Annotated in this window: 20 protein-coding genes; 4 read left to right on the forward strand and 16 right to left on the reverse strand. The window is 40.3% G+C overall.

All coding sequences use genetic code 11. From position 1 onward, the window contains the following. Window positions 1-9: 9 nt before the first annotated feature. Complete coding sequence (locus tag H7T98_RS04380) at window positions 10-771, reverse strand: class A sortase (RefSeq protein WP_037600766.1); 762 nt, start codon at window positions 769-771, stop codon at window positions 10-12. Further along, window positions 771-3,239: a DNA gyrase subunit A gene (gene gyrA / locus H7T98_RS04385; protein WP_048790444.1), complete on the reverse strand. Its 2,469-nt coding sequence runs from the start codon at window positions 3,237-3,239 to the stop codon at window positions 771-773. The genes H7T98_RS04380 and gyrA overlap by 1 nt, the downstream gene beginning before the upstream one ends. A gap of 220 nt (window positions 3,240-3,459) precedes the next feature. On the opposite strand from gyrA, the gene H7T98_RS04390 reads away from it, so the two are divergent. Next, window positions 3,460-4,446, forward strand: coding sequence for an L-lactate dehydrogenase (locus H7T98_RS04390; protein WP_022496720.1), 987 nt, complete (start codon window positions 3,460-3,462; stop codon window positions 4,444-4,446). Between the two features lie 94 nt (window positions 4,447-4,540). Here H7T98_RS04390 and nox read toward each other — a convergent pair whose 3' ends face one another. The 6 genes from nox to H7T98_RS04420 form a co-directional block, all read right to left on the reverse strand. Further along, complete coding sequence (nox, locus tag H7T98_RS04395) at window positions 4,541-5,914, reverse strand: H2O-forming NADH oxidase (protein WP_070577314.1); 1,374 nt, start codon at window positions 5,912-5,914, stop codon at window positions 4,541-4,543. Window positions 5,915-6,202: 288 nt separating this feature from the next. After that, window positions 6,203-7,741: an ABC-F family ATP-binding cassette domain-containing protein gene (locus tag H7T98_RS04400; RefSeq protein ID WP_004182134.1), complete on the reverse strand. Its 1,539-nt coding sequence runs from the start codon at window positions 7,739-7,741 to the stop codon at window positions 6,203-6,205. A gap of 138 nt (window positions 7,742-7,879) precedes the next feature. Further along, the gene (locus tag H7T98_RS04405) at window positions 7,880-8,410 is read right to left on the reverse strand and encodes an ECF transporter S component (protein ID WP_175057623.1); all 531 of its coding nucleotides are present in this window, start codon (window positions 8,408-8,410) and stop codon (window positions 7,880-7,882) included. Next, complete coding sequence (locus H7T98_RS04410; RefSeq protein ID WP_070475821.1) at window positions 8,400-9,257, reverse strand: pyridoxamine kinase; 858 nt, start codon at window positions 9,255-9,257, stop codon at window positions 8,400-8,402. The genes H7T98_RS04405 and H7T98_RS04410 overlap by 11 nt, the downstream gene beginning before the upstream one ends. After that, window positions 9,258-9,767, reverse strand: coding sequence for an ECF transporter S component (locus H7T98_RS04415; RefSeq protein ID WP_002891181.1), 510 nt, complete (start codon window positions 9,765-9,767; stop codon window positions 9,258-9,260). Between the two features lie 138 nt (window positions 9,768-9,905). Then, a complete protein-coding gene (locus H7T98_RS04420; RefSeq protein ID WP_002891182.1) occupies window positions 9,906-10,436 on the reverse strand; it encodes a DUF5067 domain-containing protein in 531 nt (176 codons plus the stop codon). Window positions 10,437-10,595: 159 nt separating this feature from the next. On the opposite strand from H7T98_RS04420, the gene H7T98_RS04425 reads away from it, so the two are divergent. Continuing rightward, window positions 10,596-11,861, forward strand: coding sequence for a PLP-dependent aminotransferase family protein (locus H7T98_RS04425; protein ID WP_070475824.1), 1,266 nt, complete (start codon window positions 10,596-10,598; stop codon window positions 11,859-11,861). A gap of 39 nt (window positions 11,862-11,900) precedes the next feature. Here H7T98_RS04425 and H7T98_RS04430 read toward each other — a convergent pair whose 3' ends face one another. The 5 genes from H7T98_RS04430 to pheS all read right to left on the reverse strand — a co-directional run bounded on the left by H7T98_RS04430 (window position 11,901) and on the right by pheS (window position 17,332). Then, the gene (locus H7T98_RS04430; RefSeq protein WP_002891184.1) at window positions 11,901-12,239 is read right to left on the reverse strand and encodes an ATP cone domain-containing protein; all 339 of its coding nucleotides are present in this window, start codon (window positions 12,237-12,239) and stop codon (window positions 11,901-11,903) included. 91 nt (window positions 12,240-12,330) lie between these two features. Then, window positions 12,331-12,912: a hypothetical protein gene (locus tag H7T98_RS04435; RefSeq protein ID WP_070475827.1), complete on the reverse strand. Its 582-nt coding sequence runs from the start codon at window positions 12,910-12,912 to the stop codon at window positions 12,331-12,333. A gap of 68 nt (window positions 12,913-12,980) precedes the next feature. Continuing rightward, the gene (gene pheT, locus H7T98_RS04440) at window positions 12,981-15,389 is read right to left on the reverse strand and encodes a phenylalanine--tRNA ligase subunit beta (RefSeq protein ID WP_084914439.1); all 2,409 of its coding nucleotides are present in this window, start codon (window positions 15,387-15,389) and stop codon (window positions 12,981-12,983) included. 364 nt (window positions 15,390-15,753) lie between these two features. Further along, window positions 15,754-16,272 carry a GNAT family N-acetyltransferase gene (locus tag H7T98_RS04445; RefSeq protein WP_037600733.1) on the reverse strand — a complete coding sequence of 173 codons (519 nt, stop codon included), beginning with the start codon at window positions 16,270-16,272 and terminating at the stop codon, window positions 15,754-15,756. 16 nt (window positions 16,273-16,288) lie between these two features. Then, window positions 16,289-17,332: a phenylalanine--tRNA ligase subunit alpha gene (gene pheS, locus H7T98_RS04450; RefSeq protein WP_201061359.1), complete on the reverse strand. Its 1,044-nt coding sequence runs from the start codon at window positions 17,330-17,332 to the stop codon at window positions 16,289-16,291. A 439-nt stretch (window positions 17,333-17,771) separates the two neighbouring features. Here pheS and H7T98_RS04455 point away from each other — a divergent pair, with 439 nt between their 5' ends. Further along, window positions 17,772-17,969: a helix-turn-helix transcriptional regulator gene (locus H7T98_RS04455; RefSeq protein ID WP_021145166.1), complete on the forward strand. Its 198-nt coding sequence runs from the start codon at window positions 17,772-17,774 to the stop codon at window positions 17,967-17,969. A gap of 26 nt (window positions 17,970-17,995) precedes the next feature. Next, on the forward strand, window positions 17,996-18,541 hold the full coding sequence (locus H7T98_RS04460; protein ID WP_021145165.1) for a DUF3278 domain-containing protein: 546 nt from the start codon (window positions 17,996-17,998) through the stop codon (window positions 18,539-18,541). A 389-nt stretch (window positions 18,542-18,930) separates the two neighbouring features. Here the strand turns inward: H7T98_RS04460 and smc are convergent, their stop codons facing one another. The 3 genes from smc to dapA form a co-directional block, all read right to left on the reverse strand. Then, entirely contained in the window at window positions 18,931-22,464 is a 3,534-nt protein-coding gene (gene smc, locus H7T98_RS04465) for a chromosome segregation protein SMC (protein ID WP_201061361.1), read from the reverse strand. Between the two features lie 2 nt (window positions 22,465-22,466). After that, window positions 22,467-23,156 carry a ribonuclease III gene (gene rnc, locus H7T98_RS04470; RefSeq protein WP_002885331.1) on the reverse strand — a complete coding sequence of 230 codons (690 nt, stop codon included), beginning with the start codon at window positions 23,154-23,156 and terminating at the stop codon, window positions 22,467-22,469. A gap of 156 nt (window positions 23,157-23,312) precedes the next feature. After that, window positions 23,313-24,248 carry a 4-hydroxy-tetrahydrodipicolinate synthase gene (dapA, locus tag H7T98_RS04475; protein ID WP_014633005.1) on the reverse strand — a complete coding sequence of 312 codons (936 nt, stop codon included), beginning with the start codon at window positions 24,246-24,248 and terminating at the stop codon, window positions 23,313-23,315. Window positions 24,249-24,686: the final 438 nt, after the last annotated feature.

The following is a 24,686-nucleotide window of genomic DNA, read 5'->3' on the forward strand; positions in this document are numbered from 1 at the left end:
GGCCCTTTCTTAACTTTGAAATTGATTGTATGACTTATTAAAGGCTTCAATAATATCTGAACTTGCCTTATCAAAATCTACCTGTGATTTCAATTCACCTTTGACGATTGTACGCTGAGTTGCTTCGGCATCCGTACAAGTTACAAGGGTAACTTCAGACTTGCCAGGTGTATCATCAACTACTGCTACTTCAGTTGGTTGAACAACCTTCACCTCACTAATAACATAAGTATAGACTTTATTTTTATCCGTAAGATAAATCTTCATACCTTCCTTAGCCTTATCTAGCGGTGAAAATAGCATATCAGATGCACCGGCAATACCAAAGACGTGGTGGCTAGCTAGTGAATAGTTGTTTTCACCACCCATGACTTGATCCTCTTTCATCGTTCCTGCACCGTAAGTCAACTCTGTATTGCCTAGTCCTTTGAAAATAGGGAGATTGATACCTACCTCTGGAATAGCAATACCACCAACGACAGGAAGCTCTTGAGCATCCATCTGTGCCTGCAAGACAGACTCTGTACTAATTGATTTAACGGTATCAAAGTCAAAGCTAGTCTTAGCTTCCTTGTTTTTCTCAATAGTCTTTTTAGAAACCTTGCTCACTTGATACTTATTTGTATTCCAAGCAATCACTGTGTTTCGAATAGACTTATTGAAAATCAAGGCTAGACCAACAACTAAGAGAACAACAATCAACACCCAGCGAAGAATATCAAGCCACTTACGGCGTTTTTTTGTTACGTTATTTTTCTTATCCTTGCTCATTAGTTGTCACCACTTTCTTGATCTTCGGAAGCTTGTTCAACTTCTTCTGGCTCAACTAAAGCAAAGGTTACAATACGAGCAGAGTCATCCAAGCGCATGACCTTAACCCCTTGAGTGGCACGACCAGTTTGTGAAATATTAGCAACGGCAGTACGGATGATAACACCTGTATCGGTGATGACCATGATATCCTCATCACCAGACACTGTTACAATACCTGCTAGGTTACCATTCTTCTCTGTGATATTGGCAGTCTTGATACCTTTACCACCACGACCCTTCGTTGGGTATTCAGTAGCTGAGGTACGCTTACCGTAACCTTTTTCAGTGATAATCAAGACTTCTTGGTCTTCTGTAATGGCAGCTGCACCAACAACTTGGTCACCATCACGAAGAGTTACCCCTTTAACACCGGCAGCCATACGACTCATGCTTCGAATAGTGTCTTCTTTGAAGCGTACACTGTAACCAAATTTAGTACCAATGACAATTTCTTCATTACCAGTAGTCAAGAAGACATTGATTAGCTCGTCACCTTCTCTAAGTTTCAAGGCAATCAACCCATTTTGACGAATGTTCTTAAATTCCGTTTCTTTTGTACGTTTAACTAGACCTTGGCGAGTTACAAAGACAAGGTGATTATTTTCAGAAGCTTGATCACTCTTGGCATTAATGACTGTTTGAATAGTCTCACCTTCGTCCAACTTCAAGAGATTGACGATAGGTAAGCCTTTGGCTGTGCGACCGTATTCTGGGATTTCATACCCCTTAAGACGGTATACACGCCCCTTATTAGTCATGAAGTAAAGGTGATCATGAGTGCTTGTTGAGACAATATCACGAACAAAGTCATCATCGTTAACACCAGTACCTTGGACACCGCGACCACCACGTTTTTGTGAACGGAACTCGTCTTGGGCTAAACGTTTAATATACCCTTTATTTGAGAGAGTGACAACAACATCTTCTTCCTCGATGAGGTCCTCATCTTCAAGAGAAATAACTTCTCCGACCATAAGCTCTGTGCGGCGAGCATCTGCAAATTTACGCTTGCTTTCGTCCAATTCTTCCTTGATGATAGCAATGACACGTTCTGGTTTTGCCAAAATATCAGCTAAATCAGCAATCAGAGCCAAGAGATCATTGTACTCATTTTGAATCTTATCACGTTCCAAACCTGTCAAACGACGCAAACGCATATCAAGAATAGCTTGACTTTGACGTTCCGTGAGTTCGAAGCGAGCCATCAACTCAGCTTGAGCCTCAGCATCAGTTTGACTGTTACGGATAATCGTAATCACTTCATCCAAATGATCAAGGGCAATCAACAAACCTTCTAAAATGTGAGCACGTGCCTCAGCCTTATCCTTGTCAAACTGTGTACGACGAACCACAACTTCTTGTTGGTGAGCAATATAGTCAGCCAAGATTTGACGCAAAGAAAGGATTTTAGGAACACCCTTTTCAATGGCCAACATGTTGAAGCTGAAGTTAGTCTGAAGTTGCGTTAATTTGAACAAATTGTTCAAGATAACATTGGCAGAAGCATCACGACGCACCTCGATGACAAAGCGTACACCTTCACGAGAAGACTCATCACGGACTGCTGTAATCCCTTCAATACGTTTTTCTTGAGCTAAACGAACGATATGTTCATGAACCTTGGTCTTATTGACCATGTAAGGAAACTCAGTGACAACAATACGCTCACGACCTGATTTAGTTGTTTCAATTTCAGTACGCGAACGAAGAACAATAGAACCCTTACCAGTTTCATATGCACGGTGAATACCAGATTTCCCCATGACCAAGCCACCAGTTGGAAAGTCTGGACCAGGAAGAACTTCCATCAGTTCACGTGTTGTGACTTCAGGATTATCCATCATCAATTTGACAGCATCAATCGTTTCAGCCAAATTGTGTGGTGGGATGTTAGTCGCCATACCAACGGCAATCCCTGTCGCACCATTGACAAGAAGGTTCGGAATACGAGACGGAAGAACGATTGGCTCACGTTCTGATCCATCATAGTTATCTTGAAAATCAACGGTATTCTTATTGAGATCACGAAGCATTTCCAAGGCGATTTTAGACATACGCGCCTCAGTATAACGCTGAGCGGCAGCCCCATCACCATCCATAGAACCAAAGTTCCCGTGACCGTCAACCAACATGTAACGGTAGCTCCACCATTGCGCCATACGAACCATGGCTTCATAGATAGATGAGTCTCCGTGTGGGTGATATTTACCCATGACATCCCCGGTAATACGGGCAGATTTTTTATGTGGCTTATCAGGTGTCACCCCAAGCTCATTCATTCCATATAGAATACGACGTTGTACAGGTTTTAAACCGTCACGAACATCTGGGAGAGCACGAGACACGATAACACTCATGGCATAATCGATAAAGCTTGTCTTCATCTCAGACGTCAAATTAACGTCAATTAAATTATTATCTTGCACTCTAAAAATGCCTCTTTTCTTTCATTCAAATCATTCCAAACTCTAATAAAAGAGTATAGAAAATTTCTATAATATTATACCATAAAACGCTTTAATTTTCAGTTGTGTAAACGCTTTCATCTATTATTTCCTTATTATTTCGTGACATCCATCACTTAAAGTGGTAGAATAAGCAGTGTACGGGGTAACCCAATTAAAAAATAAGGAGATGTTTAGACCCATGACTGCAACTAAACAACACAAAAAAGTCATCCTCGTTGGTGACGGTGCCGTAGGTTCATCTTACGCTTTCGCACTTGTAAACCAAGGTATCGCTCAAGAACTTGGTATCATCGAAATTCCACAATTGTTCGAAAAAGCTGTTGGTGATGCGCTTGACCTAAGCCACGCGCTTGCTTTCACTTCACCTAAGAAAATCTACGCAGCTAAATACGAAGACTGTGCGGATGCTGACCTTGTAGTTATCACTGCTGGTGCTCCACAAAAACCAGGTGAAACTCGTCTTGATCTTGTTGGTAAAAACCTTGCTATCAACAAATCTATCGTTACTCAAGTTGTTGAATCAGGCTTCAAAGGAATCTTCCTTGTAGCAGCTAACCCAGTTGACGTATTGACTTACTCAACATGGAAATTCTCAGGATTCCCTAAAGAACGCGTTATCGGTTCAGGTACTTCACTTGACTCAGCTCGTTTCCGTCAAGCACTTGCTGAAAAACTTGACGTTGATGCTCGTTCAGTTCACGCCTACATCATGGGTGAACACGGTGACTCAGAATTTGCCGTTTGGTCACACGCTAACATCGCCGGTGTAAACCTTGAAGAATTCCTTAAAGACACTCAAAACGTTCAAGAATCTGAATTAGTTGAATTGTTCGAAGGTGTTCGTGATGCCGCTTACACAATCATCAACAAAAAAGGTGCTACTTACTATGGTATCGCCGTTGCCCTTGCTCGTATCACTAAAGCTATTCTTGACGATGAAAATGCAGTACTTCCATTGTCTGTATTCCAAGAAGGTCAATATGGTGTAAGCAACGTCTTTATCGGTCAACCTGCTATCGTAGGTGCACACGGTATCGTACGTCCAGTTAACATCCCATTGAACGATGCTGAACAACAAAAAATGAAAGCTTCTGCTGACGAATTGCAAGCTATCATTGATGAAGCATGGAAAAACCCTGATTTCCAAGAAGCTTCAAAAAACTAATCTAACATTAGTTAAATAAAAGTCTCCAGTAGGAGGCTTTTTTCGTATTAAAAAAAGAAAAAACAGCTAATTCGACTGAATTAGCTGTTTAAAATTATTTAGCTGAGATAGCTGCTTTAGCAATATAGCTAAGCGGTTGGTTAAAGTGTGGCAAGAAGAACAAATCAAGCAATTGAAGACGGTCAATAGTTACACCTTCTTGGATAGCCAATGAGAACATATGGATTCCCATAGAGATGTCCATGCGTGATACCATTTGAGCACCAAGAACTTTGCGTGTATCTTTGTCATAGACAATCTTGATTGTAACGTCTTCATTTTCATCTTCCATGAAGGCAGCTTTTTGAAGATCTGTTGATTCTACTACTGCTGGATTGAAGCCAAAGCGTTTTGCTTTTTCTTCTGTCAAACCAGTAGATACCATGTTCAAACCATAGATTGAGATACCATTTGATCCTTGAACACCGTTTGATTCAACATCGCCACCACCGGCATTATGACCACCGACAATACCTGAACGAACAGCGTTTGAAGCCAAGGCAATGTAGTTCACATCTTCAAGAGCATTGTCATAAACGGTAGCACAGTCACCAACTGCATAAACGTCTTTGATTGATGTTTCTTGTTTCTTATTAACAAGGTAAGCGCCATTACGGAATGTGTCCAATTTACCAGCACCAAGAGCTGTGTTAGGACGGAAACCTACTGCAAGGACAACCATGTCGACATCGTAAGCATTTTTATCAGTGACGATACGTTCAACTTTAGTATCTCCTTCAACTGCCTTAACAGTTTCACCAAATGCCAATTTAATACCGTGGCTTTCCATATTTTTAGCCATAAGTTCAGTCAAATCATGGTCATAATAACCAGCCAAACATGTATCAACAACGTCGATAAGGATAACTTCTTTTCCATGACGTTGGAAAGCTTCAGCCAATTCAACACCAATGTAACCAGCACCTACAACCGCTACACGTTTGATATCTTGAGATTTGTCGTTCAACTTATCAATAACTTCTTGAGCGTTTTGGAAAAGTTTAACAAATTGAAGGTTTTCAAGTGTTGCTTCGAAAGTACGGCTACCTTCTTTGATTTCAGCACCTTCGATTGGAGGCAAGATTGGTTGTGAGCCAGTAGCCAAAATCAATTTATCATATGATTCAACATGCTCTTTACCATCGACAAGAGCTGTGACAGTTTTAGCATCAAAGTCAATTGACTCAACTGGTGAGTTCATGTAAACTTTAGCACCTTTGCTTTCAAGACCTTCTTTTGTTGCATAGAAGAGTCCGTCTGAACCAGAAATCTGATTACCGATCCAAAGAGCCATACCACAACCCAAGAATGAAATGTTAGAGTTTTGGTCGAAAACAACTACTTCATTTTGGTCTCCGTAATTATCGAGAATAGTATTAATACTAAAAGTACCAGCGTGGTTAGCACCAACAACTACGATTTTTGACATAAGTTTATCCAACTTTCTTTTGATAATAGTTTACTATTTTATTCTACCATAATCGGAAAACGGTTACACCTTTTATGCTCAGACTTTGTTACTTTTTGAACAAATTAAGTTTCTATGCTCAAAACCCAAGTAGATCATGTCAAAATAGGTAGAAAAACACTTTATGATGACGGTTACCTTTCTTAACACCATCACTGTCTTACCAAATCCTAGAAAGTTACTTTGCTTTAAAATATAAAAAAAGAGTGAGTAACTTTCTCTTTAGAGAATGTCAACACTCTTTTATCTCTATACTAACTCATTAAAATCCCAAACGTCTGTCCAACCTTCATAAAATTCTGGTTCGTGACATACCATAAGGATACTGCCCTTGAAGGCCTGAAGGGCACGCTTCAATTCATCCTTGGCGTCAACATCCAAGTGGTTGGTAGGTTCATCCAGAACAAGAACATTATTTTCACGATTCATAAGGAGACAGAAGCGAACTTTAGCCTGTTCTCCACCTGAAAGCACTTGAATTTGGCTTTCAATATGCTTAGAGGTTAATCCGCATTTGGCTAGAGCCGCACGGACCTCAGCTTGATTTAAGGCTGGGAAGGCATCCCAAACCGCTTCAAGAGGCGTCTGACGTGACCCTTCTGCTTCTTGCTCGAAGTAACCTAGGTCAATAAAGTCACCTGTTTCAACTTCTCCTTCTAGTGGTTGAATAATACCAAGCAGGCTCTTAAGCAAAGTAGTCTTACCGATACCATTGGCACCCACGATAGCTACTTTTTGATTACGTTCGAAGGTTAGATTCAAAGGAGCCTTGGTCAAAGGGCGGTCGTAACCAATAACGAGGTCTTTGGTTTGGAAAATAAAACGTCCAGGTGTACGGCTTTCCTTGAAATGGAATTCAGGTTTTGGCTTCTCAGCCTGCAATTCAATAATTTCCATCTTATCCAATTTCTTCTGACGAGACATGGCCATATTTCGCGTAGCAACACGCGCCTTGTTACGGTTAACAAAATCCTGAAGGTCTGCAATTTCTTTCTGCTGACGTTCATAGGCAGCTTCCAATTGTGCCTTTTTCATAGCATAGACAGATTGGAAATTATCATAATCACCTGCATAGCGAACCAAGTCTTGATTTTCAACATGATAGACAATGTTAATCACATCGTTTAGGAACGGAATATCATGCGAAATAAGAACAAAGGCATTTTCATACTCCTGAAGGTAACGTTTAAGCCAGGCAATGTGTTCTGCATCCAAATAGTTGGTTGGCTCGTCGAGAAGCAAGATATCTGGTTTTTCAAGTAGCAACTTGGCCAAGAGAATCTTGGTACGTTGACCACCTGAAAGGTCTGTTACATCTGTGTCCATACCAAAATCCATGACACCAAGAGCACGAGCAACCTCATCAATCTTAGCATCTAATGTATAGAAATCACGCGTTTCCAAGCGATCCTGAAGCTCTCCTACTTCTTCCATCAGAGCATCAACATCAGCACCCTCTTCAGCCATAGACATGTAAATTTCGTTGATGCGTTCTTCAGTTTTAAAAAGCTCATCAAAAGCCGTACGAAGGACATCACGAACTGTCATTCCCTTTTCAAGAACTGCATGCTGATCCAAGTAACCCGCTGTAACATACTTAGACCACTCTACCTTACCTTCATCTGGTTGCAATTTTCCAGTAACGATAGACATGAAGGTTGACTTTCCTTCACCGTTAGCACCGACAAGACCGATATGCTCACCTTTGAGCAAACGGAATGAGACATTTTCAAAAATAGCACGGTCACCAAATCCGTGACTAAGATTTTTGACTTCTAAAATAGACATAGTATATCTGGGCTAAACCTGCTTTCAGCCCTTTCCTTTCTTGACATTAACTTTACTATTTTACCATTTTTTAGTGAAAATTTGGACCTCTGCTTCTGGAAAATTAAAAAGAAAAAGCAGGACAAACCTGCTAAATCCTTAATGTTTCTGTAAAATACGTTTGAAGACAGGATACAGGAGCGGAACTGCAATGATTGTCACTACTGATGTCCCAAAGGTCCCACCAATTTTAGTAAGTGCCAATGCCATGGCAGCATTTAGTGGTATAGCCGCAACGACACTATTAATAATCGTATACTTAACAAAATTCAAAATAATTTTGGTTACTGCAGCTATCACGCCAACAATAATGATGTTCATCATTTTGTCATTTGATTTGAGTAGCTTTTCAAAAACAAGATAGAGAACAAAACAAACAATCAAAGATTCTAAAATAGTAATCCAAACCTCAGCAGCATAACCATTGAAAATATCAAATAAGCCTAGGCCCACTGTTGCGACTAGCGCACCTTTCCTAGCTCCGAAAATCAACACAGCAATCACAACTAGGGCATTTCCCAAATGGACAAATTGTGGTCCAAAAGGAATCCGAATAAACTGTACACTAACAATAATTAAGGCTGCATACAAACTCAATTCAACTAATTCACGAGTTTTATCATTTTTCATTTTTCTCCTCCAATAGCTCATTAATGCCATTAAATAAATAACCGATATAGGGCTCATAACAGAGACCATATTTTAAAGGTCGACCACTAGAAAGTGTAAATGATAGGACTTTATCCAGGATATCCAAAGCCAAATCACAAACCTTTAGAAAATTAAGGTTATGAAAGTAGCCAGCTGATAAAATTGCCGTAAGTAAGTCCCCGCTCCCATAAAAATGTGAATGATATCGTTTCCTCATTCGATAAATTACTTGATTGGCCTCCTTATCAAAATAAGCCAATCCGATTTTTTCAGTTTCAAATGAAATACCTGTTAAAATAACTTTTCTAGGTCCAAGCTTGGTCAACTCTCTCAGAAGCTTTTCAATAGTGGCCTCATCATAGGAACCTTCTTCAAGATAGGGAGTATCCGTCAAAAAGGCAGCTTCTGTCAGATTAGGAATGATGACATCTGCTTGTTGACAGAAAGCTTTCATGGCTTCTACATAGTTGCTATCAAAACCTTGATAGAGACTACCATTGTCACCCATAATAGGGTCAACAAATAGAGCTATCTGTTTATCGCGAGCCAATTGACCTACACATTTTAGTGCTTCTTCTGACTTAAAATAACCACTCACAAGGCCATCTACTATAAAATCCAGGTGCTCCCACTGCTTACAAAATCCCTTTAGGTCATCCGTAAGATCCCGTACATAGATATTTTCAAACTCTCCTGTATGCGAAGATAAAAGAACTGTTGGTAAAGGAAGGACTTCAGTTTGACAAGCTGACATGATAGGGAGGCTACTAGTTAAAGCAACCTTACCTAGACCAACCAGGTCATTGGCAACAATTACTTTGGTCATCTATTTTCCTTCCCAGGTCTTTTTAAACTGTTTAACAAAACCTGTGTGGAAATAAATGTAGTAGGCCACTCCTAAACCAAGAATAGCAGCTACAATGTCAAAAGGAATCTTCATAATAGCATAGGCAGGCGTACCGTAGATAAAGGCTCTTCCTAAGCCATATCCTACTAAGTCAATAATAGCCCCAATCAAGAGACCTAAAGCTGCCCTAGACTTGCTCAATTTTCCTAAGCGTCCTCCAACAATGAGTGCAATAGCGAGAACTTGAAGGCTATGTGTTACTAGAGTTACCCACATAGGAAGAGGGTAAAAAAGAAAATCTCCAATAAAGGAACCTACTCCGGCAATAATAACTGCTTCTGTAGGTGGGAAAATTAAACCAACTAGGAAAATAATAATCCCGTTAAAATAGAAATGACCTCCTGGCACAGGAATGGATAAGAGACTCGAGCTCAAAATAATGACAAGTGCCATGAAAAATGCAGAAATGGTTAAACGTTTTGCTGACATAGCTAAAACTCCTTAGTCAATAAATATAGTATAAGTTTATGAAAATTCTGACGATTAAACAAGATAGTATTTTCATTACTGTCTGGGTACAGATTTAAGTCAATAAAAAAACACCACACATTCATGTGGTGATAAGACTTATTGAGCTTTTTTATCAAAGTATTTGACAGGTGCCTTTTCAAGATTTTGTAGTGAAAGCTTGGCAGTCGCGTTTGCCTCAGTACCATAATCAGAAAAATCAATGCTAAGATCATGATCAAAATCAGCAACGGCATAGTCAACAACGATTTCTTTAACTTCCTTAGGAGCAATCTTGGTCTTATTTGCAATCTTATCTCGGTCATCATCTTTAGAAAAGACCAATGTAGCAACCTTCAATTCTTCCTTCTCTTGTTTCACATCAAGGACCACCTTCATCAAAAGAGTGTAGGCATTCATTGTTTCTTTACTTGAGTTGCTAAGTTTATAGTGAACACGAACAGCTTTTTGACCTTCTGGTGATTCGATTTTAGTTGCAGAAAGAACTTGTACACTAGCATCTTGTCCTGTAAATAGCATTTTGTTTTTATCGTAGGTCCAAGTAGGCTCTTTCTCTGGTGTGCAAGCTGACAAACCGATAATGGTTAAGCATGCAAGAGCCAGAAGTCCTAAGATTTTCTTAAAAGTCATTCTTACAATCTCCTTAAACTTGTTTGGGATGGAAATTTAGTATTTCCTAATAACCTTTTTATTATGTCAAAATCTAATAATCTTGTCAAATGTCTCCAGACATCTTGCTCTCAGAGGACAAGTAGGGTACAATAAGGAAAAATCTGTAAGGGGTCAGTTATGAGTATTTATCAAGATATTGTCGAGACCATCATCAAAGATATCCAAAATGGGACTTTGAAAAAAGGGAGTAAGCTCCCCTCTATTCGTCAACTAAGCCAGACTCATGGCTGTAGTAAGGATACCGCCCAAAGAGCACTCTTGGAACTAAAGTATCAAAACTATATTTATGCCGTACCCAAAAGTGGCTATTACGTCCTAGAAGGTCGTAATGAAGTTGATAATAAGGTGCTTCTTAACCTTAACGATTACAATCAATTGGCCTACGAGGATTTTAAGCTGTGTTTAGATGAAAGTTTGGCAGGTCATCAAGACTATCTCTTCAACTATTATCATGAACAAGCCGGACTCAAAGATTTGCTTGAAGCCTTAAAGAGTCGATTAATAGCTGACGATATTTATGTCAATTCGGATCAGATTGTCATAACCTCAGGAAGCCAACAGGCCCTCTACATCCTTTCACAGATGGATTTTGGTAATGGGGGCTACAAAATTCTCTTAGAACAACCTACCTATCATCGCATGAACCAGCTCGTCAACCGTCAGAATCTAGCTTACGAGACGATTAACCGTGGTTTTGATGGTTTAGATTTTGACCGCTTGGAAGAGTACTTTACATCTGGACAGATTAAGTTCTTCTATACCATCAGTCGTTACTCCAACCCTCTTGGATTAAGCTATTCTGCCAGTGAAAAAGAAAAGCTAGCCCAACTTGCCAATCAGTACAATGTTTATATCGTCGAGGATGACTATATGGGAGACTTTAGCGATAGTAAAAATCTCCCGATTCACTACTATGACACCAAAAATCAGACCATCTACATCAAATCCTTTTCCATGGCTCTTTTTCCAGGTTTACGTCTAGGTAGCCTTGTCTTACCTCCTAATCTTAAGCCTACCTTTTTGAGCCACAAGGGACTTATTGACTATGATACCAATCTCATTATGCAAAAAGCACTTTCCGTTTATCTCGCAAATGGCATGTTCCAAAAAAACATTAAGAAGCTGGGTGACCTCTTTCAACAAAATATGGCTAAAAGTCAAGCAATCATTGAGAAATCTAAGGTTAGCATTCCTTATCAGATTTCTCCTAGACATGTGACTTGGCAACTTCCTAAGGAGTTTTCACTTGAAAAATTCAAAGCCCACAAGCAGATTCGCTTTTTAGAATCCTCCTTTATTAGACCAACTTCTGAAACTTATCTGCAGATAGGTCATGGACAGGAACTGGAATCCTTTATAAAACTTTTAAAAAAGACAAAGTGACAATCAGACACAAAAAAAGCCATCGCTTGATGGCTTTTCTTATTTAGTCTGCTCAAAGCGTAGGTGTACAATGACCTTGTCACCATAACCGTTACGCTCCAAATCTCGTTGCAAACGGTATGAAATATAATGCTCGGCAATATTGATAAAGCCTGCTTCCATGAGACGATTTTCAACCAATGACTGAATCATGTTAATGGTTGGGCGTTCCACCTGAGCATCTTGAAGATCAAGCACTACTTTTTTCGTCACTTGAGCAAGATTTTGGCGCCAAGTATCATCAAGAACATACACAGTCTGTGCTGCTTTTAAGATGGCTTGGTAAATTTTATCAGGATCAAATTCAGCAACTTGACCATTACGTTTAATAATTTGCATGGCTACCCTCTTTTCATGGCTTTTTCTTTTATTATGCAGAGAATTTACATATTTGTCAAGTGCAAATCCCTGAAAGAGCTATCCAAACCGCTTATTCCCAGAATTTAGAAATGTAAACTGGTTTGCCATGTTTATCAAAGGAAAGTGTTGCCGTGTAGGACTCTGCCTCATGATGGCGCATATAATTAGCGATTCTCTTATCACCGTTTATCAGGTGAATGTCATAAATCTGCCCGTCAGAGCTTACAAAGTGAGCATTAATCCTAGCACTATTCGTTTTTGTCCCAACATGACTAATATCTATTTTTTCCACTTGACCATCAATGGTTTTAGCTATAGGACCTCTATAGTCTTTGTAAATAGTGACGGTAGCCAAAACATCATCAACTAAAACATAGGTCATTCCGAAAACGAACAGATAAACTATTGGGATGACAATGAAAGATAATTTACTTTTGCGGAACGTTTCTTTATGCCAAGCCCAAATATCCCGAGGTGACATGGTTAAAAATTTTTTAAAATATTGATGAACGAATAACCTGTAGACTAATAATACAAATATTACTTGCCCCAAGGGATAAGCAAAACTGGGTAAACCATCAATCAGAACATTAACTTTATCAGATTCAAAAGTGTAATGTCCTAATACCCCATCAAAAAACTCTAAAAACAAATTAACTCCTTTTTGTAATATAGTCTAGTCACTTAAAAATCCATCTTCTCAGATGGATTTTTTAACTATTAACGAACCTCTGCTTCGACTTTCTCAGTAAGAGCTTTGGTGATTTTTTCCATGTATTTAGCAACTTCTTCGTCTGTGAGGTTATCATTTGGATTTTGGAAGGTAAGGCTATAAGCCATTGATTTCATTCCAGCACCAAGTTTTTCACCTGCGTAAACGTCGAAGAGTTTAACGGCAACCAAGCGTTTCACTCCTGCAGAATAGATAGCATCAAGAACTTCTTGATGAGTGATTTCTGCCTTGAGAAGAAGGGCGATATCACGTGATACTGCAGGGAATTTTGTGATTTCAACAAATGGTTGAGCCGGTTGCAAGGCTGCTTCTACAGTACTAAGGTTAATTTCAGCCACATAAGTTTCTGGAATACCGTAGTTTTTAGCAGTTTGTGGGTGAACTTGACCAAGGAATCCAATCGTTTGACCATCAAGGACAATAGCAGCTGTACGACCTGGGTGCATGCTTGCTAGGTCTTTTGTCGGTACATAGTCAACTGAAACCTCAAGTTTATCAAAGAGAGCTTCAACGATACCTTTAGCATAGAAGAAATCAACTGGTGTTGCTTTAGTTTGGAAATCTTTTTCAGCTACAAGACCAGAAATAGCGAAGGCAAAGGTATTGATTTCATTTGGCAATTCCTCTTTTGGATTGCCATTTTGTTCAAAGACCTTACCGATTTCGTAAATAGCAACGTTACTATTCTTACGGTTAACATTGTAAGCAACAGTATCAAGCATACCAGAGACCATGTTCTGACGGAGGGCTGAACGGTCAACAGTCATTGGCCACATCAACTCAGTCAAGTTAGTAGGTGTCACAGCAAATTCAACAGCTTTTTCAGGTGTAGTCAAAGCATATGAGATGATTTCCGTCAATCCAGCACCTTCAGCAATGGTACGAACCTTACGACGAAGCGCTTGTGTTTCAGTCAACTCACCAGCTGTTCCTGCTGCCTCTGGAAGTGTCGTAGGCAATTTTTCATAGCCGTAGATACGTGCAATTTCTTCAACCAAGTCTGCTTGGATACTGATATCCCAACGACGACGTGGTACAGATACAGTGAATTTATCAGCATCACCAGTCAATCCAAAACCAAGTTTCGCAAACACATCTTCAATATCCGCAAAAGTCAATTCTGTACCAAGGCGAACATTTACGTAGTCAAGGCTTGTAGAAACTTGGACTGGTTCTGTATCAACAGATCCCGCTTGAACACGGCCTGCAAGAACCGTTCCATTTGCCAATTCTTGCAACATAGCTGCAGCAAAATCAAGTGCTTCAAGGACAGTATCGTTATTGATACCTTTTTCAAAACGTGATGATGATTCTGAACGAAGGTTGAGACGGCTACTTGTCTTACGAACTGATTTACCATCAAAAACAGCAGCTTCGAGAACGACATTTTTAGAATTGTTGTCAATTTCAGTTGAAGCGCCACCCATAACACCTGCGAGGGCAACTGGTTTGTCAGCAACTGTAATAACAATATCTTCAGCAGTCAATTCACGTTCTTCACCATCGAGAGTGACCAATTTTTCACCATCACGGGCATCACGGGCAACGATACGTGAGTCTTCAAATTTATCCAAATCGAAGGCGTGCATTGGTTGTCCAAAGTAAAGAAGAACATAGTTTGTCACGTCAACCACGTTGTTGATTGGACGGATACCAGCATTCATAAGAAGGTTTTGCAACCATTGTGGACTTGGTTGAACAGTAACATTCTCAACCACACGACTAGCATAAGTAGCCACTTTATCACTTTCGATGGCTACTGAAATCTTATCAGAAGCTGGTTTACTGTCTTCAGTAACCGTTTTTTCTGGGAAGTGAACAGATTTTCCATAGATTGCAGCGACTTCATGTGCCACACCACGCATAGAAAGAGCATCCGCACGGTTAGGTGTGATTGACAATTCGATGATTTCATCATCAAGGTCAAGATATGGGAAGATGCTATCTCCAGGTACGGCATCTTCTGACAAAATTTGGATACCATCCGCAAATTCCTTAGGAATAATGCTATCTGGAAGTCCAAGCTCTGCCAAAGAACAGATCATCCCGAGAGATTCCATGCCGCGAATCTTACCTTTTTTGATCTTGTAGTTATCCGCAATGCGGGCACCAGGAATGGCAACAATTACCTTGATGCCAGCAGTGACATTTGGAGCACCACAAACAATTTGACGTGGACCTTCTGCATCTCCAGTATCTACTTGACACAAGTGCAAGTGTGTGTCAGGCACATCTTCACATGACAAGACATGACCAACAACCAATTTTGACAAGCCCTCAGCAGGTGTCTCAACACCTTCCACTTCAATACCTGTCGTCGACATTTTTTCAGCGAGTTCGGCAGTGGTAACATCCACATCAACCAACTCTTTTAACCATTTATAACTAACTAGCATAATTATGATACCAAGCCCGTTAATAGCTCTCCGCAAAAATAGGAAAGGCAACGTTGGTGCATCAGCACCTAGGCGACTTTATCTTTTTTGCCCAGAGCTTAGGGCGGGTTCAAATCCTTTCTGTATGATTAGGAACAAAACATTCAGATTCAAAAACAACTAATCTCGAACTTTGAGGTCGTATTCAAATCCTTTCTGTAAAATTATCAGTTCAACTGATAAATGAGAGAAGAGTTCAAACCTCTACTTAAGCAGGTTCAAATCCTTTCTGTAATTTAGGAATATGTATATCTGATATAAGAGGAAGACGAACTAACACGTTTAATCGCCTTTTAAACTCCTCTCTATCAACTTAATAATAGGTTTATAGTTTTAATTTAAGCAACCAGTCGCGGTCAACTTTACCATCACCAACTGGAAAATCGTGTTCTGCGAATTTTTCGAAGCCATATTTATCGTAAAATATCTGTGCTTTGAAATTCCTTTCCCAAACACCCAACCAGGCCCAATCACAACCTAGATCACGAGCTTCTTGTAAGGCAAACTCAAAGAGTTGCTTACCCAAGCCCATGCCTTGGAAGGCCTGACTGATATAAATACGTTGAATTTGAAAGGCATTATCCAAGTGCTGCTCTGTTTGAGCAGAACCTACATTAGTCTTTAGAAAACCTGCCTTTTCACCATCAACGAGAATGAAAAAGTAACGCGATTCTTCATGAGTGATTTCATCTAAGAGAACTTCCTCAGAAAGTGCGGTATCAAAGTAACCTTGCAACTGGTCTTCGGTATTATCATGAGCAAAAGTCTCTCTAAAGGTATCTTCGGAGATAACTTTTAATTCTGCTACTTCTTCCGGAAGAACCTTACGAATAACGACTGACATGACAACCTCCTAAACCTTATTTAAACTGTTCTGAGAAACGAACATCCCCTTGGTAGAAACCACGAATGTCGTTGATACCATAACGAAGCATGGCAATACGTTCTTGACCAAGACCAAAGGCGAAACCTGAATATTCTTCAGAATCGACACCAGACATCTCAAGCACTTGTGGGTGAACCATACCAGCACCCAGGATCTCAATCCAACCTGTCTTCTTACATACGTTACATCCTTTACCACCACACTTGAAGCATGACACGTCAACCTCAACTGAAGGCTCAGTGAATGGGAAGTAAGATGGACGCAAACGGATTTGACGTTCTGCACCAAACATTTTTTGGATAATCATTTCAAGCATTCCCTTAAGATCACCCATTGAGATGTTTTTACCAACGACCAAACCTTCGATTTGGTGGAACTGGTGACTGTGAGTCGCATCATCTGTATCACGACGGAAAACACGTCCTGGTGAGATCATCTTAAGTGGACCTTTAGAAAAATCGTGTTTATCAAGTGTACGAGCTTGGACAGGACTTGTGTGAGTACGAAGCAAAATTTCTTCAGTAATGTAGAAGGTATCTTGCATATCACGCGCTGGGTGGTCCTTAGGCAAGTTCATACGTTCAAAGTTATAGTAGTCAGTCTCAACTTCAAAACCATCAACGATTTGGAAGCCCATCCCTAAGAAAATGTCTTCGATTTCTTCAGCTGTTTGGCTAAGAATATGACGGTTTCCAAGTTTGACTTGGCGTCCAGGAAGGGTTACGTCAAGACTTTCAGAGTCAAGTTGTGCTTGAATTTTAGCGGCTTCAACAATTTTAGCGGCTTCGTCAAAAGCTTCAGTCAAAACGTCACGAACTTCGTTGACCATTTTACCAACTTTAGGGCGTTTTTCATTAGGAAGGTCTTTAAGCCCCTTCAAAAGATCCGTCAAAGAGCCTTTTTTACCCAAAACTGCAACACGCAATTCTTGTAATTCTTTAGAGTGTTCACTACGCATTTCAGCCAATTTAGCCTGCGTTGATGTTTTCAACTCTTGCAATTGTGTTTGTAAATCCATGAGATTCCTTTCTGATGTAACAATTTCGAATCGCAAACAAAAAACCACATGCCAAAACTCCAACCCGGAGCGTTGACACGCGGTACCATCCGTTTTTTATCTGGTTACCCAGACCTTGATTCGTCAGTCGTTTTCATGAGTGAATTCGCCGAACTTCCCTTGAGGAGGCTTCCAGTCCATGACCTCCAATCCCTGTCAATTTCCATAAGGTTACTAGTCTCTACGACTTCTATTCAATTACTATCAATTTTACCAAAAAAACAAAAAGCTTTCAAGAGCTGACAAAGAATCCTTTAGTTAATGCCAAAATGGAAAATATGTCTAAGATAATTGACACACCTATACAAATTTGCTACAATTATGTCAGATAAAGTTGACATAATTAATAAATTGCGACTTACAGCAACACATTAGCTTGTCTTTCAGAAGGAGGCCCATTATGAATCAGGTCAGGGAATTTAGAAAGAATATGGGGCTTTCGCAATTAGAACTCGCAAAATCTATTGGTGTTTCCCGACAGACCATTAATATGATTGAAAATAACAAATATAACCCAACACTGGAGCTCTGTCTAAATCTAGCTAAAGCACTAGACACAGATCTTAACAGTCTCTTTTGGGATGGAAATGGCGAATAAAGATAAAAGATAGAAAGAGGTAAATCATGGTTAAAGAAACCTTCACTGACAAACTAATCAAACGTTTTTACGGTATTACTGGTCCTTTAGATGAACAAAAGCGCCAACAGGTTGATCGAATGGGTAACATAGCTTTCATAGTTCTTTTCTTTACCTTACTTTGTGGTAATTGTATTGCCTTTCTTATAGGCTTTAAGTATCCCGAACTTGTAGCTCGTATTTATCCTATCCTCCTCTTGATTATCATTCTGTTAGTTAGCAGCATCCTTACTTATAAGTTAAAGATAAGTGCTGTTAATGCTTTTGACGAGGAAGAACTGACTGAGAAAGAGAAAAAACAACTTAAGCACGTGGGGCTTAAGTCAGGTTTATACTTTGGGATTAGCATGTTCTTAGGCATGCCCCTAGTTCACTTCTTAGTTGACAATAAAGACTATTTGACAGAATTATTCTCAATCCATAATATGCTATCAGGCATTTTTGAAGCTATCCTTTTTGGGGCTATCATGCAGGGCTTGGTCAATGCTGGTATCAAACAAGCCAAATCTCAAGCTGAGAAAGGTGACCAATAAACTAAAAAGACAAAGAAAAATCCAGGTTTCCCAGCCTGGATTTTTCGCTCGAAAGAAGACTTCTTAGACTTGTATACGCGAAGCCTAAATGTGTCCAGAAAATCGTATCTTAACACATACACTATAACTAACTTCAAAAAACACCATATCCCCATATGACATTTCCTTAAATATTGTAACATGTCAGTGGGAAATGACAAGTCGCCCTCTCTCTCATAAACCCTAAAATCCTAATCATAGCCTTTGTTAAGCCATTTTACGCAATCGATTGCGTAATTTTGAAAGCGCAAACTTAATGTTTTTCTGAAAGTCCTTACAAATTTTTTGAGACTATGAAAAAAGATAGTGATAAAGCTATCAACTATCTTTCATGAAAATATAATCTATTTTTAGTCTAAATCAAGGTCTTTCAGTTTGACCGAGACGATTTTCGAGACACCTGATTCCTGCATGGTTACCCCATAAATAGAGTCTGCCGCAGACATCGTTCCCTTACGGTGGGTAACTACAATAAATTGACTGGACTTGTCAAAACGATTAAGGTAGTCACCGAAGCGTTTAACATTGGCTTCATCCAAAGCCGCTTCTACTTCGTCAAGGATAACAAATGGAATGGTTTTAACACGAATGATGGCAAAGAGAAGGGCAAGAGCTGACAAGGCCTTCTCACCACCAGACATAAGGTTAAGTGATTGAATTTTCTTACCTGGTGGCTGCACAGAAATTTCTACTCCAGCCTCTAGGAGATTGTCTGAGGTCAAAATCAAGTCTGATGAACCTCCACCAAACATCTGGGTAAAGGTCTGTTTAAAGCTTTCTCGGATAGCCTCAAAGGTTGCTTTAAAGCGTGATTTCACTTCATCATCCATGTCATTTATGGTATTCAGAAGGAGACTCTTAGCTTCGAGCAAATCATCCTTTTGTCCGTTCAAGAAATCAAGACGTTGCTTAACCTCTTCAAATTGGGCAATAGCATCTACATTGACCGGACCTAAAGCTTTGATTGAACGCTCAAGACCTTGCAGGTTCTGGCGTGTTTGTTCGACATTGTCAAGAGGGCTAGCCTGACCTTTGGCTGCTTCGAGCGTCATCTGATAATCTTCAGCCAACTGTGTCGCAAACTTACGAAGTGATTGACTAATCTGACTTTCACGCTCTTCCAGGCGAGTCTGTTGACGAATCAAATCCTCGTTACGATTGCCAGCTTTTGCCAAACGCTCCTCCAAATCCTCCAACTGACCTTCGTAATCTTGCACCTGAATCTTAGCACGGACAAGAGCTTGTTCCAAATCGTCTTTACGTTGGACAGCTTCTTTATGCTGTGCTTGCAAATGCGGAAGGCGGTCAGTTTGGTCTTCATCAACCTGGTTGTTAAGGAGCGCCTTAAGACTATCCGATTCTTTCATTAACTCAGATAAGTCAGCTTGAAGACGATTGCTTTCTGTCTTCGCAAAACGCAATTCTGCCTGCAAGTCACGTTCCTTCAACTGAAGTTCAGATTGCTTTTCTAAGAGAACCTGTTTTTGTTGACCAAGAGCATCTTTGTCTTCCTTAATGGCCTCAATACGGTCGTTAATGGCCTCACGCTTGGATGCAATTTGCGCTAACTCAACTTTAAGTTGCTCAGCCTTATCTTGCAGATTTACACCTTCAGTTTCCTGAGAATCCTGTTTGAAACTATCTACTAAGGCTTGATTTTTCTCAACATCTGACAAGGCTTGTTGATGTTCTAAGCCTAGTTTTTGCTCTTGCAGACGAGCATTCTCACCATCTACCTTAAGATCTTCTAGCTCTTTCTGTAGAGCCTTACGTTTAACCTTAAGGGCTTCAACTTTGGCTTCACTATCACTTAATTGAGCCTTAATCTGGTTAATTTCAGCAGTCAATGCATCTAGTTCAGGCTTGATAAAGAGACTATTATTTTGTTTGTTGGTACCACCAGCAAAGGCACCACCGGGACGAATCTCAGACCCGTCAAGAGTAACCATACGTACTTGGAAACGAACAGCTCGAGCTGCCTTATTAGCATTGTCAATGGTATCAAAGATTGCCGTTACCCCTAGGAGGTTTTGGAAAATGTTAGATAAGCGGTCCTCATAGGTAACCAAATCGGAAGCCATACCAATAAAACCTGGTGCATTGGCAAGACTTTGAACAAATTGTCCATTAAGTTGACGTGGTTTGATGGTTGTCAACGGCAAGAAAGTTGCACGCCCCTGACGATTGCGCTTCAAGTAGTCAATCGAACGCTTAGCAGCCGCTTCGTCCTCCACAATAATATTTTGCCCACTAGCCCCCATAGCGATTTCAAGAGCCGTCTGATAGCGCGTATCAAAGGTCAAGTGTTCACTAACTGCACCAATAATTCCCTGAATGGATTGGGCATTTTGAAGAACAGCCTTAACCCCTGCATAGAAATTACTATGATTTTTTTGGATAGACTCTAAACTTTGACGACGAGCATCTTTACTCTTAAGGTGATCCATGAGGTCAAACATCTGCTTTTGAGCCTCTTGATAGTCCTTATCAAGAGCTTGATAAGCCTGGGCCTTTTCTTTGTAGCTAGCTAAGAGGCTTTGAAGACTCTCTTTGGCTGCTTGATAAGCTTTTTGAGCTTCGCTAGCCACTTCCTGAGCGGAAAGCAAATCTGCCTGAGCTTGTTTATATTCTTCAGCTTGTGCCTCAAGCGCCTGTGTCTGACTATCCATGTCGTGGGTAACCTGAGTCAAACTATTTGAAACCTTGGCTTCCTCCTGCATCAGACCAACATAGTCCTCACGCAAACGTTCAATAAGCGTATCTGGGTCATCAGAAAATTGCTCCAGTTCTTTTTGAATAGCAATCAGCTCTTGGGCAAGGCTATCCAACTCAGCATTCAATTCAACTTGGCCTTGATTAACCTTATCGAGTGCTGTCTGAGCTTCTTCTTTCAAATACTCTAACTCACTGAGACGAGCTTCAGTTTCTTCTTTTTTCTCTGAACGCTGCTGACTCTCCATGGTATAAAGATCAATTTGACGCTCAAAGTCACTAATAAGACGTGTGACATCCACCAAGGTTTGTTGGTCAGAAGAAATTTGTTCTGAAATTTGATGGCGTTTTTGTTTGAGTTCCTGGTTCTCAGTCTCTAAACGATGGCGTTCCTCATAATAGCTGGTTAATTTTTCCTTGACCGCTGCCAAATCCTCTTGGGTCTGGCTCAAGTCAGACTTACCAACTTCAATATCGTGGACCAAAAGGTTAAGCTGAGTCTGTCTACGCTCTTCATCTAATTCCAAGTAACGTTTGGCTGTCGCAGCTTGCTTTTCAAGCGGTTTAACCTGACCGTCCAGCTCGTAGATGATATCTTCCAAACGATCAAGGTTATCTTGGGTTTGATTAAGCTTGCTTTCCGTTTCTTTCTTACGTGTCTTATATTTGAGAACCCCTGCTGCTTCTTCGAAAATAGCGCGACGCTCTTCAGGTTTGGCATTAAAAATAGCCTCAACACGACCTTGGGAAATAATGGAAAAAGAATCACGCCCCAGGCCTGTATCCATAAAGAGGTCATGAATATCACGCAGACGAACCTTACGACCATCAATCAAGTAATCATTGTCACCGTTTCGATAAATGTGACGCTCCACACGAATGGTTTCACCAGCACCCGCGATAAAGCCATCACTGTTATCAAGAGTAACTGCCACTTCCGCATAGTTGAGAGCCTTACGAACCTCTGTTCCTGCAAAAATAACGTCAGGCATCTTGCCTCCACGCAAACTCTTGGCAGATGATTCACCCAATGCCCAGCGTAGACTCTCTGTAATATTTGATTTTCCCGATCCATTTGGACCTACAACGGCTGTTACTCCCTTGTCAAAGACGACTTGCGTCTTGTCCGCAAAGGATTTAAAGCCCTGCATTTCAATTGATTTCAAATACATGCTTAATTTCCTAGTTGTTCAAGGGCAGCCTTAGCCGCTGCCTGTTCAGCTAATTTCTTAGATTTTCCAAGACCTGTGCTGAGTTCCTTACCATCAACAGCTACCTGCATAGTAAATTCTTTGGCATGAGCTGGTCCAGACTCATCGATAACGGTATAAGTAATATCAACCGTACCATTGACTTGAAGACGCTCTTGCAAGGCTGTCTTATAGTCTGTTACGCGGTCAAAATTCCCCTTTTCAACCTGAGGAATCATGACCTGATTCAAGAATTTCTCAACTGCAGGCAACCCTTGATCCAGATAAAGAGCACCGAGGAAGGCCTCCCAAAGGTCACCAAGGATAGTGGCACGTTCACGTCCACCAGATTTTTCTTCCCCTTTACCAAGACGGATATACTGCTCGAAACCGCAAGCCTTCGTAAATCCTGCCAAACTCTCTTCGCGAACGATAGTACTTCGCATCTTAGACATTTCTCCCTCTGGCTTGTTAGGGTAACGTTTGTAAAGATAAACGGAAATGACTAATTGCAGAGCCGCGTCTCCTAAAAATTCCAAACGTTCATTATGTGAAATGTTTAGGAGGCGGTGCTCATTGGCATATGAGGTATGGGTAAATGCTGTTTCTAAGAGGTCTTTTTGGCTAAAAACAATACCAAAATCCTGCTCAAGTTTTTGTTCAAGTTGATTCATGAAACTTCCTTTCTTTTTAAGCACACTAACTATAATTATATCAAAAAAAGCCAATTTTCATGATAGAAAACTGCTTTTAGACCCTATATCAGCTTATTTTGTGAGATTTAACCTATTCAACTAAAAAAGCTGAGCAAGCTGCTCAACTTCATTTTCTTAATAATCTGGACGAACGACACCTGTAACTGTCTCACGTGTTGCCTCGACATCTTCTTCGAGGACAACCTTGATGATACGTTTAGCTTCTTCTGAAGTACATGCAACCAATGGCAAACGAAGTGGTCCAACTTCGAAACCAAGATGATTAAGAACAGCCTTAACAGGTGCAGGGCTTGGTACTGAGAAGAGAGCGTTAACTTTAGGAATGAATTTACGTTGGATAGCTGCTGCTGTCTTGAGGTCACTATTTTCAATAGCTTCAAGCATGGCATGCATCTCATCACCGTTTGTATGAGAGGCTACTGAGATGACACCGTTAGCTCCAAGATTCATAGCGTGGAAGGCATCCCCATCTTCACCTGTATAAACCAAGAAATCTTTAGGTTTATGTTCGATAAGGTAGGCCATATTTGCAAGGCTAGTACATTCTTTAACACCGATGATATTTGGATGTTCCGCCAAACGAAGCATGGTATCAGGAGCCATTTCAACAACCACACGACCAGGGATGTTATAGATGATAATTGGCAAATCAGAAGCATCCGCAATGGCTTTGAAGTGTTGGTACATACCTTCTTGTGATGGCTTGTTGTAGTAAGGCACGATAGCAAGACCAGCTGCGAAACCACCAAATTTGGCAACTTCTTTAGCAAACTCGATAGAGTCGCGTGTATCGTTGGTACCGACACCAGCAATCAATGGCACACGTCCATTAACAATTTTCTGAACAGCCGCAAAGAGTTCCAACTCCTCATCGTGAGTAAGAGTTGGACTTTCAGCCGTTGTTCCCGCCAAAAGAAGAGCTTCTGTATGGTGAGCCAAAAGATGCTCAATCAATTCTGGAAGGGCATCATAATTGATAGAGCCATCTTCGTGGAAAGGTGTAATAAGGGCTGTGATCAGTTTGACATCTCTTAATTGATCAATTGACATAATATTCTCCTTCAACCGTTTTCTAATCCTTTCCATTTTACCATAATTTTGACAAGACAGACAGATAAGTTGACAATTTTCTGAAAACGTGAGGACTGACTATTTCCATTTGATAGCTAATAAACAAAAAAACAGAGAGAAGTCTCTCTGCTTTATAGGATTCAGCTTGACTTTAGTATTTAAATACAACATTAAATCCTTACTGATTTCTGTTTTATGGCGCAGTGGTTGATTGGAACTACTCATGTTTGCAACATTCGTACTTCCTAATTAACTGTGCGGGGGGAGTATAAAAGTCCGGTGGACTTTTATAGCCTGAATCTTAAATTATAAAAGCGAAGGAGAAATCAAACTCTTCGAGTTACTGATTTCTGTTTTATGGCGCAGTGGTTGATTGGAACTACTCATGTTTGCAACATTCGTACTTCCTAATTAACT

The sequence above is a fragment of the Streptococcus sp. 23.2 genome (assembly GCF_016648665.1).
GTDB classification, from domain to species: domain Bacteria; phylum Bacillota; class Bacilli; order Lactobacillales; family Streptococcaceae; genus Streptococcus; species Streptococcus salivarius_E.

Excerpts from the sequence above, each read along its gene's own strand:
- H7T98_RS04380 (WP_037600766.1), bottom strand. The coding sequence starts at position 771 with ATGAGCAAGGATAAGAAAAATAACGTAACAAAAAAACGCCGTAAGTGG.
- H7T98_RS04390 (WP_022496720.1), top strand. The coding sequence starts at position 3,460 with ATGACTGCAACTAAACAACACAAAAAAGTCATCCTCGTTGGTGACGGT.
- nox (WP_070577314.1), bottom strand. The coding sequence starts at position 5,914 with ATGTCAAAAATCGTAGTTGTTGGTGCTAACCACGCTGGTACTTTTAGT.
- H7T98_RS04400 (WP_004182134.1), bottom strand. The coding sequence starts at position 7,741 with ATGTCTATTTTAGAAGTCAAAAATCTTAGTCACGGATTTGGTGACCGT.
- H7T98_RS04405 (WP_175057623.1), bottom strand. The coding sequence starts at position 8,410 with ATGAAAAATGATAAAACTCGTGAATTAGTTGAATTGAGTTTGTATGCA.
- H7T98_RS04410 (WP_070475821.1), bottom strand. The coding sequence starts at position 9,257 with ATGACCAAAGTAATTGTTGCCAATGACCTGGTTGGTCTAGGTAAGGTT.
- H7T98_RS04415 (WP_002891181.1), bottom strand. The coding sequence starts at position 9,767 with ATGTCAGCAAAACGTTTAACCATTTCTGCATTTTTCATGGCACTTGTC.
- H7T98_RS04420 (WP_002891182.1), bottom strand. The coding sequence starts at position 10,436 with ATGACTTTTAAGAAAATCTTAGGACTTCTGGCTCTTGCATGCTTAACC.
- H7T98_RS04425 (WP_070475824.1), top strand. The coding sequence starts at position 10,596 with ATGAGTATTTATCAAGATATTGTCGAGACCATCATCAAAGATATCCAA.
- H7T98_RS04430 (WP_002891184.1), bottom strand. The coding sequence starts at position 12,239 with ATGCAAATTATTAAACGTAATGGTCAAGTTGCTGAATTTGATCCTGAT.
- pheT (WP_084914439.1), bottom strand. The coding sequence starts at position 15,389 with ATGCTAGTTAGTTATAAATGGTTAAAAGAGTTGGTTGATGTGGATGTT.
- H7T98_RS04445 (WP_037600733.1), bottom strand. The coding sequence starts at position 16,272 with ATGTCAGTCGTTATTCGTAAGGTTCTTCCGGAAGAAGTAGCAGAATTA.
- pheS (WP_201061359.1), bottom strand. The coding sequence starts at position 17,332 with ATGGATTTACAAACACAATTGCAAGAGTTGAAAACATCAACGCAGGCT.
- H7T98_RS04455 (WP_021145166.1), top strand. The coding sequence starts at position 17,772 with ATGAATCAGGTCAGGGAATTTAGAAAGAATATGGGGCTTTCGCAATTA.
- H7T98_RS04460 (WP_021145165.1), top strand. The coding sequence starts at position 17,996 with ATGGTTAAAGAAACCTTCACTGACAAACTAATCAAACGTTTTTACGGT.
- smc (WP_201061361.1), bottom strand. The coding sequence starts at position 22,464 with ATGTATTTGAAATCAATTGAAATGCAGGGCTTTAAATCCTTTGCGGAC.
- rnc (WP_002885331.1), bottom strand. The coding sequence starts at position 23,156 with ATGAATCAACTTGAACAAAAACTTGAGCAGGATTTTGGTATTGTTTTT.
- dapA (WP_014633005.1), bottom strand. The coding sequence starts at position 24,248 with ATGTCAATTGATCAATTAAGAGATGTCAAACTGATCACAGCCCTTATT.